Annotated in this window: 12 protein-coding genes, 3 tRNA genes and 1 pseudogene; 10 read left to right on the forward strand and 6 right to left on the reverse strand. The window is 70.2% G+C overall.

Annotated features, from left to right (window positions below; all coding sequences use genetic code 11):
- Positions 1-5: 5 nt before the first annotated feature.
- Positions 6-1,337, reverse strand: coding sequence for a glycosyltransferase 87 family protein (locus tag D7044_RS20940; RefSeq protein ID WP_120689980.1), 1,332 nt, complete (start codon positions 1,335-1,337; stop codon positions 6-8).
- Between the two features lie 66 nt (positions 1,338-1,403).
- Here D7044_RS20940 and orn point away from each other — a divergent pair, with 66 nt between their 5' ends.
- Both orn and D7044_RS20950 read left to right on the forward strand, forming a co-directional pair.
- Positions 1,404-2,000: an oligoribonuclease gene (orn, locus tag D7044_RS20945; protein WP_120677527.1), complete on the forward strand. Its 597-nt coding sequence runs from the start codon at positions 1,404-1,406 to the stop codon at positions 1,998-2,000.
- A 126-nt stretch (positions 2,001-2,126) separates the two neighbouring features.
- A tRNA-His gene (locus tag D7044_RS20950) sits at positions 2,127-2,202 on the forward strand.
- Positions 2,203-2,397: 195 nt separating this feature from the next.
- Here D7044_RS20950 and D7044_RS20955 read toward each other — a convergent pair.
- Complete coding sequence (locus tag D7044_RS20955) at positions 2,398-2,625, reverse strand: winged helix-turn-helix domain-containing protein (protein ID WP_120677525.1); 228 nt, start codon at positions 2,623-2,625, stop codon at positions 2,398-2,400.
- Positions 2,626-3,021: 396 nt separating this feature from the next.
- Between D7044_RS20955 and D7044_RS32695 the strand changes: the two genes are divergently transcribed.
- Positions 3,022-3,414 (forward strand): hypothetical protein, encoded by a 393-nt coding sequence (locus D7044_RS32695; RefSeq protein ID WP_199716711.1) that lies wholly within the window; start codon positions 3,022-3,024, stop codon positions 3,412-3,414.
- 324 nt (positions 3,415-3,738) lie between these two features.
- On the opposite strand, the gene D7044_RS20970 is transcribed toward D7044_RS32695, so the two are convergent.
- Together D7044_RS20970 and D7044_RS20975 are read right to left on the reverse strand one after the other, a co-directional pair.
- Positions 3,739-5,034 carry a L,D-transpeptidase gene (locus tag D7044_RS20970; protein WP_120677521.1) on the reverse strand — a complete coding sequence of 432 codons (1,296 nt, stop codon included), beginning with the start codon at positions 5,032-5,034 and terminating at the stop codon, positions 3,739-3,741.
- Between the two features lie 238 nt (positions 5,035-5,272).
- The gene (locus tag D7044_RS20975; protein ID WP_120677519.1) at positions 5,273-6,535 is read right to left on the reverse strand and encodes a L,D-transpeptidase; all 1,263 of its coding nucleotides are present in this window, start codon (positions 6,533-6,535) and stop codon (positions 5,273-5,275) included.
- 186 nt (positions 6,536-6,721) lie between these two features.
- Between D7044_RS20975 and D7044_RS20980 the strand changes: the two genes are divergently transcribed.
- The 7 genes and pseudogenes from D7044_RS20980 (at position 6,722) to D7044_RS21010 (ending at position 10,969) form a co-directional block, all read left to right on the forward strand.
- Positions 6,722-6,794, forward strand: a tRNA-Lys gene (locus D7044_RS20980).
- A 102-nt stretch (positions 6,795-6,896) separates the two neighbouring features.
- A complete protein-coding gene (locus D7044_RS20985) occupies positions 6,897-7,871 on the forward strand; it encodes an NADPH:quinone reductase (RefSeq protein WP_120689981.1) in 975 nt (324 codons plus the stop codon).
- Positions 7,872-7,932: 61 nt separating this feature from the next.
- A tRNA-Lys gene (locus D7044_RS20990) sits at positions 7,933-8,008 on the forward strand.
- A 257-nt stretch (positions 8,009-8,265) separates the two neighbouring features.
- The gene (locus D7044_RS20995) at positions 8,266-8,952 is read left to right on the forward strand and encodes a pentapeptide repeat-containing protein (RefSeq protein WP_120689982.1); all 687 of its coding nucleotides are present in this window, start codon (positions 8,266-8,268) and stop codon (positions 8,950-8,952) included.
- A 103-nt stretch (positions 8,953-9,055) separates the two neighbouring features.
- Positions 9,056-9,654 (forward strand): annotated as a pseudogene (locus tag D7044_RS21000) (kinase).
- A 51-nt stretch (positions 9,655-9,705) separates the two neighbouring features.
- On the forward strand, positions 9,706-10,263 hold the full coding sequence (locus tag D7044_RS21005; RefSeq protein ID WP_233565073.1) for a DUF1990 family protein: 558 nt from the start codon (positions 9,706-9,708) through the stop codon (positions 10,261-10,263).
- 88 nt (positions 10,264-10,351) lie between these two features.
- Entirely contained in the window at positions 10,352-10,969 is a 618-nt protein-coding gene (locus D7044_RS21010; protein WP_233565079.1) for a YdcF family protein, read from the forward strand.
- On the opposite strand, the gene D7044_RS21015 is transcribed toward D7044_RS21010, so the two are convergent.
- On the reverse strand, positions 10,966-11,334 hold the full coding sequence (locus D7044_RS21015) for a hypothetical protein (protein ID WP_120677511.1): 369 nt from the start codon (positions 11,332-11,334) through the stop codon (positions 10,966-10,968). The two genes, D7044_RS21010 and D7044_RS21015, sit on opposite strands and share 4 nt — an antisense overlap.
- A gap of 126 nt (positions 11,335-11,460) precedes the next feature.
- Positions 11,461-12,864 carry a carboxylesterase family protein gene (locus D7044_RS21025; protein WP_158610021.1) on the reverse strand — a complete coding sequence of 468 codons (1,404 nt, stop codon included), beginning with the start codon at positions 12,862-12,864 and terminating at the stop codon, positions 11,461-11,463.
- Between the last annotated feature and the right edge of the window lie 92 nt (positions 12,865-12,956).

Genomic DNA, 12,956 nt, shown 5'->3' on the forward strand with positions numbered 1-12,956 from the left:
CGTCGCTACTCGGGGCCTCTGTCCATTTGGTGCAATTTCTCGGGTGCGGCGGCCGGCCGGGACGGCTCCGGTCGCGGCACGTACGGCCGGGCCGGCAGGGTGACCAGCAGCAGCAGGCTGAGCAGCACGTACGTGTTGCGGATCAGGAACTGGCCCGGGGTGTCCGTGATGACCGGCGCGACGCCCCAGTCGTAGAACGTGACGACGCCGTAGACGATCACCGCGGTGGTGGCGACCGCCAGCGCGGCCAGCCAGCGCCGTCGACCGGCGTCGTCGGCCGGACCGGTGGCCGGGAGGCCGTCCAGGCTCGACGGGCGGCCGCCCAGCGCCGCGTTGGCGAGGACCACCACCGCCGGGACGAACCAGTAGAGGTGGTGGGTCCAGGTGATCGGGCTGACCAGCCCGCCGACGAGCCCGGTCAGGGTCAGGCCGGCGAGTTGGTCTCCGATCCGCGCGGCCCGGGCCGCCCGCCACAGCCCGTACCCGGCCACCACCGCGACCAGCAGCAGCCAGAGCAGCCGGTCCGGCTTCTCCGGCGCGGTGAACCGGCTGAGCAGGCCGAAGAGCGACTGGTTGCCGGTGTAGTCGGTGCGGCCCACCCGGTCGGTGGCCCAGAGCTCGTGCGTCCAGAACCGCCACGAGTCGTTCGGTGCGACCGCCGCCGCCAGCAGCGTCGCCGCCGCGGCGGTCGCGCTGGCCACTGCCGCCGCCCACCACCGGCGGCAGACGAGCAGGTAGACGATGAAGATGCCGGGAAAGAGCTTCAGCGCCGTCGCCAGCCCCACGCCGACCCCGGCCCACCGCCGACCCTGCGGTACGGCGAAGAGCAGGTCCGCGAGGATCAGTACGACCAGGAGCATGTTGATCTGGCCGAAGGTGATGGTCTCGCGGGTGCTCTCCACGGCCAGCACCAGCAGCACCGCCGCGGTGACGACGAACACCCTGGGCAGGCCGTGCTGGGCGATCATCGGGCGGACCAGCCAGCGGGTGGTCGCCACCACTCCCAGCACGGTGAGGATCGTGAAGATGGTGATGGTGGCGCCGAGCGGGATCAGCGCGAACGGCCGCAGCAGCAGCGCGCTGAACGGTGGGTAGGTGAAGTAGAGCTCGCCCTGGACCCGGTCCGGCTGGGCGTAGTCGTAGAGCGGATTGCCGTCCGCCCACCACCGCATCGCCCGCATGTAGATCTTCAGATCGAAGAAGTCGTGTACCCGCCCCGGCAGGTAGAGCGCCGGCAGCACCGCGGCCAGCGCGACGACTGTGACGAGGCGGCGGACCGTACGGCCGCCGGGGTCGTCGTCGGTGACGGCGCGCGGTGCGACGGATTCGGGTGGCACGGGGAAACCCTAGCGGGCTGGTCCCCGTGGAGCCCGCAACCGCGGCCCGTGGGCTGCGCGTAGTCTGTGCCGGTGGCTGATCTTCTCGTCTGGATCGACTGTGAGATGACCGGGCTCGACCTCGGCAGGGACAAGCTGATCGAGGTGGCGGCGCTGGTGACCGACCCCGATCTGAACGTCCTCGGTGATGGCGTCGACGTGGTGATCCACGCGGACGACGCGGCGCTGGACGCGATGCCGGAGATCGTTCGCACGATGCACGCCAAGTCCGGGCTGACCGAGGAGGTCCGCCGCTCGAAGGTCAGCCTGACCGAGGCGGAGGAGATGGTGCTCGACTACGTCAGCACCTACGTGAAGGATCCGCGTACCGCCCCGCTCTGCGGCAACTCGATCGCCACCGACCGCGGCTTCATCGCCCGGGACATGCCCCGGCTCGACCACCACCTCCACTACCGGATGATCGACGTCTCCTCGATCAAGGAGCTCTGCCGCCGGTGGTATCCGCGGGTTTACTTCGGCCAGCCGGCCAAGGGTCTGGCGCACCGGGCGCTGGCGGACGTCCGGGAGAGCATCCGGGAGCTGGAGTACTACCGGCGGACCGTCTTCGTGCCGCTGCCCGGGCCCGACGTGGAGAGCGCCAAGGCGATCGCCGCGCAGCTCTGAGCCCTGCTCCGGGCGCCCGCCGGTAGCGCCGAGGCGTCCGGTGCAACCCGCTGGACGCGGTCGCCGGGTGGGAGGCTATTATTGGTCCGCGCCCGCCCGGGGCGGTAAACCGGGCGCGGAGGCATGGTGGCTGTAGCTCAGTTGGCAGAGCACCGGGTTGTGGTCCCGGTTGTCGTGGGTTCAATTCCCATCAGTCACCCCAGCGAATACGTCAGGCCCCCTCTCCGGAGGGGGCCTGACGCGTTTTAGAGGACGTTCGGCGGGCTGCCGCCGGGGTGCGGGGCCGGGTGGGCGGTTGATCGACTCGACTTCAGGGAAGTCGCGGTAACCCAGCGCCGGGACACCCCGACATCAAGGAAGTCGAGTCGATCAACCGTCGCCGCCTCGACCGTCCCCGTCAGGCCGGCGGATGCTCGGTGACGAAGCTGCCCTTTCCCTGGTGCGTCTCGATCCAGCCCCGCTCATCCAGGATCCGCAACGCATACCGGATCGGTGTCGCGCTTGCGTCGTACTGGGCGCACAGCTCCGCGATGCTCGGCAACTTGTCGCCCGGTTTCAGCTGGCCGGACCGAATCGACGCCGTCACATCGTCGATCACCTGTTCGTACACCGGTTGTCTGGGCATGGGCGGGGCCACCTCTCGTCAGCCCCCCGATCGTGACACCCCACGTAGCACTCTCTGCATCCTTGGTTGACTGTGCATACTTTGCACTCTAAGTTCGAACCCAGGCACTCTCGTCAGCAACGGAGCGCCCGGCCGGGTGAGGCTGGCTCGATCGCCCGATCACCACCTTCGCCCGGTCCTTTGTCGCCGCAGGAGGCACGCGATGGTCGAGCGGTACGAAGAAGGGCCACTCCCGCCGGCACGCCCGGTTCAGGATGGCCGCCCGCCGCTGGTCGACGGGCAGATCATCGCCCGGTCGCCAGCGCTGCTCCCGTCGTGTGACCTTCGCCGTGCCCGGCTCACCGGCGCCTTGGTCGCCCTCGTGGGCCTAGCTGGCGTCGTCATCGGAGTGTTGCGGTGAGCCGGCTCGATGAGCCCGTCGACCGGGCGTCCGTCTTCCACTCCGCTCGACTGACAGTCGAGGCGCACGACGCGGGGCGGCGCTGCTGCCTCGACTGCCCCGGTCAGGCGTGCCGCCAGGACGAGTGGGCACAGAAGGTTCTCAGCCTCCGATTCACCGCGCCCAGCGACCGGCCGCGACCCGCGGCCGGCGACCGGAAGGAGAAGACCGTGGAGAAGCTTCAGTGGCGGACGCTGCGCTGCGACAACAGCGGACCCAACTGCCCCGAGATAGCCGAGCGGGACAACCAGGTGTTCCTGCGCAGCAGTAAGCGGCCCGAGCGCGTCGCCGTCCTCGACGCCGCCGAGTTCGAAACGCTCAAGCAGAAGATCCTCGACGGTGAGCTCTGACCTCACCACTTCGGGGCCGGCTCCACCGGTGGGGCCGGCCCCGGCCGTGCCGGAGTCGCTCTGCATGGGCTGCACCGGGCACCGAATCATGATCAGGGAGCACGATTGCGGCGGCCGTCGGATCCAGGGCTGGCGGTGCGGGTGCCCGGAGCCGGAGTGCCGGCGTCGCCAAGCGGGCGAGTTCCCGCCGCACCTGAACAGCCGGCAGGAGCGTGGAGCGGGTGGGAAATCCACTAACCGGCGACGCTGATGGGCTCTCTGGGCACCCTTCGAACGCGAACGCCCCCTCCGTGTGGAGGGGGCGTTCGTCGTCTTCCGGGACGTTCAGTCGGCCGTCGGGGTGACGTCCGGGTCCGGCGTCGCGTCGGTCGACGGCTGCGTCGCCGGCTCGTACGGCACGGCGCTGCCCTTGACGTACTCGCTCCAGCTCATGTTCCAGTCGGTCCAGCCGTTGCCGTTCTGGAGCTTGCGCTCGGTGCCCTTCACCGTGATGGGGTCACCGATGCGGGTGTTGGTGAAGAGCCACGCGCCCATTGCCATCGACACGTTCACGCATCCGTGCGACACGTTCACGCTGCCCTGCTGCCCTTCCGACCAGGGCGCGGCGTGGATGAACTCGCCACCCCAGGTGAGCCGCTGGGCATAGTCGATCTTCGTACGGTAGCCCTCCTCGGGGCCGAGCTCCTCGAAGGTGTCGAAGACCGTCTTGCGCAGCTTCTCGATCACCACCATCGTGCCGCTCGACGACGGAGTGCTCTTCTTGCCGAGGCTGACCGGGAGCGTCTTGATCACCTTGCCGTCGCGGGTGACGGTCATCCGCTTGGTCTTGTTGTCCACGGTCATGATCAGCGACGGGCCGATGTTGATGTCGACGGTGAGATCGGCCCGCCCGTACCAGCCGTCGGCCATCGGCAGACCGCCGGCCTGCACTCGGTACGAGACCTTGCTGTTGGCCTTCCAGAACTGCTTCGGCCGGTAGCGGATCTCGGTGGGGCTCACCCAGTGCCAGATGCCCTCCTGCGCCGGCACCGACGTCACCGTCATCCGGCGCTGCACGTCGTCGCGGTAGTCCTCCGGAATCTCCCGGCTGAACTTGACGATCAGCGGCATGCCGACGCCGACGGTCTGGCCGTCGCCGAGGAAGCTGCTCACCCGGATCTGCTTGCTGGGCTGGGCCATGGTGGTGAAGTTGCTGGTCGCGGTGGCAGGCCGGCCGTCGTCACCGGTCGCGGTCACGGTCGCCGTGTAGGTCTCGCCGTACTTGAGCGCGCCGCCCGGCAGCCAGCTCTTGCCATCTTCGGCGAGCTTGCCCTTGACCGCCTTGCCGGCGGAGTCCTTGAGCTCGAACTTCGTCTCCAGGGCCTCCGTGGTGCTGAAGGCGATGGCGGTGGACGCGGGCACGTCCTTGGCGTCGGCCTTCGGCTCGCTGATGGTGGCTGCCGCCTTCGGGGCGGGGGTCTCCGCGCCGCCCTGCCACGACGACGGTTTGCCGCCGTCGCCGCTGGTGCAGGCGGAGGTGAGCGCCAGCGCGGCGGTGATCAGCCCCGCGGCGAGAGCTCGGCGTCGACCGACGTGCCGGCCGCCGGGCCGGCGGTCCAGCTGCTCCTGGTCAGCTCGCATGATTTCCTCACAGTCGTGATCCCTCGCACCAGCCATCGTCTCTTACAGACGCGCGAGAACTGGTACCCGTTGCCTGGGGTGAAACGAAACACCCCGAGAACTTTTGCCCGGGTTGTTGCTAGAATTCGCTGTTCGCGAAGGGGACTCGATATCCGACGGGTCCGATCCCGTCCATCGATTCGACAGCGTACGCGACCCCGCGCCGGCTCGACGGTGCGAGCCGGCGCCGCGGATGGCGTCAGACGGCCGGGCCGGCCCCACCCTCAGGGACCGGTAGGGCGCTGCCCTTGACGAACTGTGACCAGCTCAAACTCCAGGCGGTCCAGCCGTTGCCGGCGGCCAGCTTGCGCTCGGTGCCCTTGATCGTGATCGGGTCGCCGACCCTCGACTGCTCGAAGAGCCAGCGGGCGTTGGCGGTGGAGACGTTCACGCACCCGTGCGACACGTTCTGCCGCCCCTGCACGTGCTCCGACCAGGGCGCGGCGTGGATGTACTCGCCGCCCCAGGTGATCCGCTGGGCGAACTCGATGTCGGTGACGTAGCGGTTGGCGGGATCGGGATCGTCCCGGGTGTCGAAGACCGTCTTCTCCTTCTTCTCCATCACGACCATCGTGCCGCTGGAGGAGGGGGTGCTCTTCTTGCCGAGGCTCACCGGCATGGTCCGAACCAGCTTGCCGCCCTCGTACACCGTCATCTGCTTCGTGGCGTTGTCCACCTTCATCACGAAGGACCGGCCGATCTTGCCGGTGGCCTTCCGGTCGACGTCGCCGTAGCGGCCGTTGCTCAGCGGGATGCCGGCCAACGCGATCCGGACGTTGAGCGTCGTGCCCGGCTTCCAGTACTCCGGTGCCCGGTAGTAGGCCTGGGTGCCGTTCTCCACCCAGTGCCAGGCGCCCGGCTGCGGCGGATCGGTGCGGACGAACATGCGCTTCTGTACGGCCGCCCGGTCCTTCTTCGGGATGCCCGGATGGAACTCGGTCACCACCGGCATCGCCACGCCGTACGTCTTGTCGTCGAAGAGGTAGAGCCCTGAGCCGATGGTCGACTTCGGCTTCTTCATGGTGGTGAAGGTGCTGCTGCCCTGACGAGCGGTTCCGTCGGCGGCGGTGGCGCTGACGGTCGCGGTGTACGTGGTGCCGTACTTCAGGGGAGCGTTCGGCACCCACGACGAGCCGTCGGTGCGCATCTTGCCCTGGACCCCATCGCCGGCCGCGTTGGTCAGCGTGACCTTGGTGACCTTGGCGCCGTCCGGCAGGTCGGCGCTGATCTCGGTGCTGACCGGCTTGTTCTTCGTCCCGTTCCCCGGGCTGAGCGGCAACGGCGGCCCGGCCGGGGCGGAGGGTGTCGACGTGTCGCCGGTCGCCGCACCCGGGCTGCCGCCCGATGCCGATCCGCCGACGAACGACGGTTTCTGCTGCTCGTCGCCGCAACCCGTCAGCGCCAGCGATGCCGCCAAAGCCAGGGCGCCCACCAACGCCCCGGCCCGCGTGAACGTGACCATCCCCACCTCTGTTCTCGCGTACCTGGCGGACATGGTGCCGTATCCGGCGCTGTCGCCAGGACCCGCGCGCGGGGAATCCAGGATGTTTGATGCTTTTGCCCGTTAAGCTCGCCCGAAGGGTGGAGCCGGGTATCGGATTGGAACCCCGCTCAGAGCCCGTGCTAATGTTCTCCCCGTTGCCACCGAGCGCCGCTAGCTCAACTGGCAGAGCAGCGGACTCTTAATCCGCGGGTTCGGGGTTCGAGTCCCTGGCGGCGCACAGCTGGTGAAGGCTCTGGCCTGATGTTCTACATCGGGTCGGAGCCTTTTCGCATTCCGGCGCGGAGTATCGGGCGCTCGACGGGCCGAGCAGAATGACGCCATGCGAGCCGCGTACATCGAGCGTCCCGGGCCCGCCGCGGACATCCTGATCGGCGACCTGCCGGCACCACGCCCCGGCCCGACCGACGTCCTGGTGGACGTGCTCGCCACGACCGTGAACCCCGTCGACACCTTCGTACGCTCCGGGGCCTATCGCACGGCGCTGCCGCTGCCCTTCGTGGTCGGCCGCGACCTCGTGGGCCGGGTGGCCGAGGCCGGGCCGGGCGTGACCGGCTTCCGCGCCGGGGAACTGGTCTGGTGCAACAGCCTGGGGCACGACGGCCGGCAGGGCAGCGCCGCCGAGCGGGCCGTGGTGCCGGTCGACCGGCTGTACCGGCTGCCCGCCGGGGTCGACCCGGCCACCGCGGTGACCGTGCTCCACCCCGCCGCCACGGCGTACCTCGCGCTCTTCGTCCACGGCCGGCTCCGGCCTGGGGAGACGGTCGTCGTGGCGGGCGGCGCCGGAAACGTCGGCACCTCCCTGGTCGCGCTCGCCGCCACGGCCGGGGCGCGCGTCGTGGCGACCGCGTCGGCGGCCGACGCCGACCGCTGTCGACGCAACGGCGCCGCCGAGGTGCTCGACTACCGGACCTCTGACCTCGTCGACCGGTTGAGATCGACCTGCCCCGACGGCGTCGATGTGTACCTCGACACGGCCGGCCGTAACGAGCTGGAACCGGTGATCGACCTGCTCGCCCCGCGCGGCCGGGTGGTGCTGCTCACCGGGGGCGCTGCCCGGCCCGTGCTGCCCGTCGGCGCGCTCTACCAGAACGATCGCGCCGTGATCGGCTTCGTCATCTCCCGCGCCACCGTCGACGAGCTGGCCGAGGCCGCCAGGACAGTGAACCGGATGCTCGCCGCCGGGCGGCTGGCCCCGCGTGAGACGCTGCCGCTGCCGTTGTCGGCGATGGGGGAGGCGCACCGGATGCTCGAACAGGGGGAGCTGCGCGGCCGGCGCGTGGTGATCCACCCGTAGGCCATCCCTCCCGCACGGGGTGTCCCGGCGGCCTGTTAATGTCTCTCCCCGTTGTCAGCGAGCGCCGCTAGCTCAACTGGCAGAGCAGCGGACTCTTAATCCGCGGGTTCGGGGTTCGAGTCCCTGGCGGCGCACCAACGAGATAGGCCCTGGCCTGGTGGTTCACACCGGGTCAGGGCCTTTTGGTACGGGACGATGGCGATCGGCAGTTGCCTGCCGATCAACTCGGCGACCGAGGTCACGGCGTTGTCGACTGGCTGAGGGCGATCTTGTTGACCGGTGAGGGCCGACCCGGCTGGCACAACTGGAACGAGAAGACGTAGCCCGCCGGCTGGCGACACGATCGACGCGCGGGGTGGCGTGCCTGCCCTGGGTCCGGACCGGTTGAAGAGACATGCGTACGACCACCGTGGGCGACGTGACGATCCTCCTGCCCGACCTTGACCCGGAAGGCCTTCACCAGATCACCGACCTACCCGACGACGATCTCCACGACGGCCTCATGCAGGACGCCTCCTGGCGAGGTCAGCAGGTCGCGGACCGGAACTTCCGAGGCTGCCGGATCACGGAAGCGGATCTTGGTGAGATCAACTGGGAGGGCGGCGCCCTCTACGGGTGCGAGATCGTCCGGACGGACCTGTCCGGAGCGGCCCTCACGGGCGTCAACATCGAGCGGTGCTCAGTCACCGGCTCTCGCCTCACCGGAAGCAGACTCATCGACGTCCGCCTGAAGGACGTCCTGTTCGGCAACTGCCGGTTCGACTACGCCACTCTGAACCGTGTCAGCGCCGCCGGTTCGGTGGCCTTCACCGACTGCACCCTCGTCCACGGCACCTGGTCATCCTGTCGGCTCTCCGGCGTCGCACTGCGGTCGTGCGACCTGAGCGACTTGGAATTGGAATCCTGCCGCCTCGACGGCGCCGACCTGCGGGGCAACCGGCTGCACGCCTTCGCGGCACCGCTGGACAACTTGCCGGGCGTGGCCCTTACCGAGAACCACCTTCCCGAGCTGGCCCGGATGGCCGTCGACGCTCTGAACATCGACGTCCGCGCAGATGCGTCGCGCGGCCACGGCCGCTGACGCGGCCACGGCCGATCGCGGCAATCGCCGTGGCGACCCGTCGAGTTGGCCGGGCTCCAATCCGGTTCGACCACCTGTCGATGGAGTCGACTCCGATTTCCCGATGGGCGACGATTGGCGACGAGGAGGCGCCGTGTCCGTTGAGCCCGTCCGCGCCGGCAGTTCGGACACGATCCTCGTCTGCATCCGGGGCAATTCCGGATCGGGCAAGAGCAGCATCGCCCGGGAGCTACGGCACCGGCACGGCCGGGGCTGTGCCCTGGTAGAGCGGGACTACCTGCGGCGCATCCTGCTGCGGGAGCGCGACAAGCCCGGCGCGCGGCACCCACCCTGATCGCGCAGACCGTCCGGTTCGCGCTCGACCACGGCTACCACGTGGTGTTGGAAGGCATCATGCACGCGAGTCGTTACCGGAGCATGCTGACCGCTCTGCGTGCAGGCCACCGAGGACGAACGCTCTTCTGCTACCTGGACGTGTCGTTGCCCGAGACCCTGCGGCGGCACCTCACCCGCCCACAGGTCGACGAGTTCACCGCCGAGCAGATGAGCGGCTGGTATGCCGCCGGCGATGTTCTGGGCTGGCCGGACGAACTGGTCCTCCCGGAGACGGTCTCCTTCGAGGAGGCAGTCGAGGTCATCGCCGTGGCGGCCGGACTACCTCAGACCGGACGAGACGACGACCTCCTTCCGTTCGATCGATGAATAGGGCCGAAGGGACGGGAAACGAGGTCGCTCACCGGGTAGACACGGGGTGTGATCCGACTACCTCGCGATCAGAAGCGGCTCGGCGAGCTGGCGGCGGCAGAGTTGACGTACGCCGAGCCTGGTGCCACTCGCCACCGGCTGCCGCCGGGTTACCGGCCGGCGAGCCGGGACGCCCGCCTGGGGGTCGGCCGTACCGTCTTCGACCGGGCGGTCGACGGGCTGCTCTCCTGGGAGATGCATCGCGGCGCCGGCCTGGCCGTGACGGCCTCGGGGCCGAGCGCCGTCGACGGTGCCGTGGTGCTGCTGCGCTGGGGGATCCGCCCGCTCGGTTTCCTAGGGCCCTGCCGGGTGGTTTACCAGGTCGACGAGCCGGACCGGCGGGGCTTCGCCTACGGGACGCTGCCCGGTCACCCGGTGCGAGGCGAGGAGTTGTTCGTCGTCCGGATCGGGCCCGACGGGGAGGCCCGCCTCGCCATCACAGCCTTCTCGCGTCCCGCGTCGCTGGCGGCCCGCCTTGGTGGCCCGGCGGGCCGGAAGGTGCAGGCCATCGTCACCGACCGCTACGTACGAGCGTTGCAGCGCATCGCCGCGGGTGGGGCGCGATGACGACGAAGAGGCGCGCGTGAACGGGCCGACACCGCGGGTCGTACGGGCGGAGGAACTCGCCGCCTTCACCGCCGCCCAGTTGCTGGATATGACGAAGGCCGTCATGGCGATCCTGGCCCTGCCGCAGCCAGCGGCCGACCGTGTCGACGCGCTCGTCGTACCCACCGGTCAGGGGGAGGAGTGGCGCCTCACCCACGCCATCCGGCGCTGGCAGGCCAACCGGAACATCCGGCACCTGCTGGTCGCGAACGGTAACCCGGCGGAGGAGACGTACCAGGAGATCGACCTGCCCTACCTGCGTGGCCTCGGCCTTCGTCGACTCGACGGGGTTCGGCTCCAGGCCGAGCCGGCGCCCAACACGGGCCTGCAGGCCGCCTGGATCGCCGCCCACGTAGAAGAGCTCGATATCGCGAGTCTCGCGCTCGCTGTCTCCGCTTACCACCTGCCCCGGGTCTACCTGACGGTCCTCAAGGCGCTCAGCCGCGGTGGAATCCGCATTCCCCTCGTCCCGGACCCGGTGCCGGTCGCACCCGACGCTGCCGCCCCGGAAACCCGAGCGACCGCCTACGACCTACTGCCGGGCGAAGTGGAGCGAATTCTGAGGTATGCGGAGAAGGGGTGGGTTGCCACGTTCGAGGAGCTGCGGGTGTACCTGCGCTGGCTGTGGGGCGAACACGGCACGCTCCTGACCGGAACTTCGGCCTAGCGTTCCGGTTCGCTCGCCGACCTGCTTCGCAGCTGACGCCGCACCACGACGACGGCCGAGATCAGCAGGGTCGCCGACAGCGCGCCGACCGCCTGGGCCACCCGGTCGATGCGCTCAGTGGTGCAGATCCGGTGTGCCATCTCCCAGTAGTACCGCTTGTCCTCGGAGTTCGGGGCGTTCGCCCACGGGCTGAGGTCCATGCTCAGGGCGTTGCCGCAACTCGCGTACTTCTCGTGGTCGCCGGGCCCGATGCGGATGGGCGAGATCAGCAGGAACGCGACCACGATGGTGCCGAGCAGTACGAGGAGCGGGCTCAGCCAGGTGGCGCTGTGTCTCGGCCCGGCCGCGACGGATCTGATCGCCATCGGGCGATGGTAGACAACCGGAGAGTGCTCGTCGATCGACTCGTGTTCCTGGAAGTCGGGGCATCACACGGTGTGGGACGGCCCGACTTCCAGGAAACCGAGTCGATCAAGCAGGGTGGCCGCGGCCTAGGTGAAGTGGCGTACCTCGGCGGCCCGCCCGGAGTACCCGGGCCAGCCCTGGGCGGTCAGCGCCTCGGCACCGCCGGAGGCGAACGACAACCAGGCCGAGCGGATCGGCGCGCCGCGATCGGACAACTCGCTCCAGGTCAGGCCGGCGAGCATCGGGGCGTCCGCCCAGGCGAGTTCGTCGCCGAAGAGCAGGGGCAGGTCGCTGGTGTGGCAGGCGCGGTACGGCGAGGTCGACGCCGGATCGTCGATGCGGTACACGAAGACCCGCGCGCCGGCTCGGGCGAGCAGCCGGCCGAAGCGGAGGGTGGGCCGGGCGAAGACCGTCCGCGTCACCGCGTCGATGAGCCCATCCTCGACGGCGCGCCCGACCAGCGGCACCCGCCGGGAGATCGGACCGGCGGCCAGGTAGTAGGCGATCTCGCGGCGGGTGGTGCCGAGCACCACCTCCAGGCCCTCGGCGCCCGCCTGGGCGGCGGCTCGCCAGCCCGGGACGTCCGGCAGCGGATCCACGCCGGCGACCGGCCCGTAGACCGGGGCCATGCCGAATCCGGCGCGGCCCGACATGTCCCGCTCACTCGACTGCTGCGCGGCGAGCACCTCGGCCGTGGACGCCTCCCACGGATCCCGTCCCAGCCGGGTGAGGAAACGTTCGGCCACCCGTGCGGCCAGCGCGGGGTTGCCCAGTCCCAGGCCCAGCGGCGGGCTCTGCAGCACGGCCCGGCGCAGTAGCGGGCGCGCCTGCGCCACACCCAGCAGGCAGGCCACCGAGTGGGCGCCCGACGACTGTCCCACCACCGTCACGTTCTCCGGGTCGCCGCCCAGGTCGGCCGCGTTGTCGCGTACCCAGCGCAGCGCCTCGATCTGGTCGAGCAGGCCGAGGTTGCCGGGGGAGACGCCGGGCGCGCGCAGGTAGCCGAGCGCACCGAGCCGGTAGTTGACGCTCACCACGACCACGTCGCCCTCCCGGACGAGCCGGTCGGTGCGGTAGCGATCCCAGGATCCGGCGCCGGAGCGGTACGACCCGCCGTGCAGCCAGACCAGCACCGGCCGCCGCGCCGAATCGGCAGCTGGCGTCACGATCGTCAGGTTCAGGCAGTCCTCCGACTGCGCGCTCACCTCGGACCTGCCGGCGGGCTTCACGGACCGGTCCGCCGGCTGCGGGCTGGCGCCGCCGTGTTCCCGCGCGTCGCGTACCCCGGACCAGGGCTTCTCCGGCAAGGGTGGGGCGAAGCGCTCCGCGGTCGCGTACCGGACGCCGCGCAGGATCGTCAGCCCGTTCTCGCGTACGCCACGCAGGGTGCCGCCGCGCACGGTGACCAGCACGTCCTGCGGGGTCGGCGATGTCTCGGCGGGTACGACGTCGACGCCGGCGCCGTCCCGCGTGACCGGCTCGGACGTCACTGCGACCCGCCCCTCTCGCCGACGATGCCACTGCCGGGGCGGGCCGGACGGCGACGACCCACCGGGAAGACGGCGCAACGGTAGCCCCACGG

Source organism: Micromonospora musae (assembly GCF_003626635.1).
Taxonomy (GTDB): domain Bacteria; phylum Actinomycetota; class Actinomycetes; order Mycobacteriales; family Micromonosporaceae; genus Micromonospora; species Micromonospora musae.

Coding starts and splice junctions, on each gene's coding strand:
- D7044_RS20955 (WP_120677525.1), bottom strand. CDS start 2,625: ATGCCCAGACAACCGGTGTACGAACAGGTGATCGACGATGTGACGGCG.
- D7044_RS20985 (WP_120689981.1), top strand. CDS start 6,897: ATGCGAGCCGCGTACATCGAGCGTCCCGGGCCCGCCGCGGACATCCTG.
- D7044_RS21010 (WP_233565079.1), top strand. CDS start 10,352: ATGACGAAGGCCGTCATGGCGATCCTGGCCCTGCCGCAGCCAGCGGCC.
- D7044_RS20970 (WP_120677521.1), bottom strand. CDS start 5,034: ATGCGAGCTGACCAGGAGCAGCTGGACCGCCGGCCCGGCGGCCGGCAC.
- D7044_RS21015 (WP_120677511.1), bottom strand. CDS start 11,334: ATGGCGATCAGATCCGTCGCGGCCGGGCCGAGACACAGCGCCACCTGG.
- D7044_RS20975 (WP_120677519.1), bottom strand. CDS start 6,535: ATGGTCACGTTCACGCGGGCCGGGGCGTTGGTGGGCGCCCTGGCTTTG.
- D7044_RS20995 (WP_120689982.1), top strand. CDS start 8,266: ATGCGTACGACCACCGTGGGCGACGTGACGATCCTCCTGCCCGACCTT.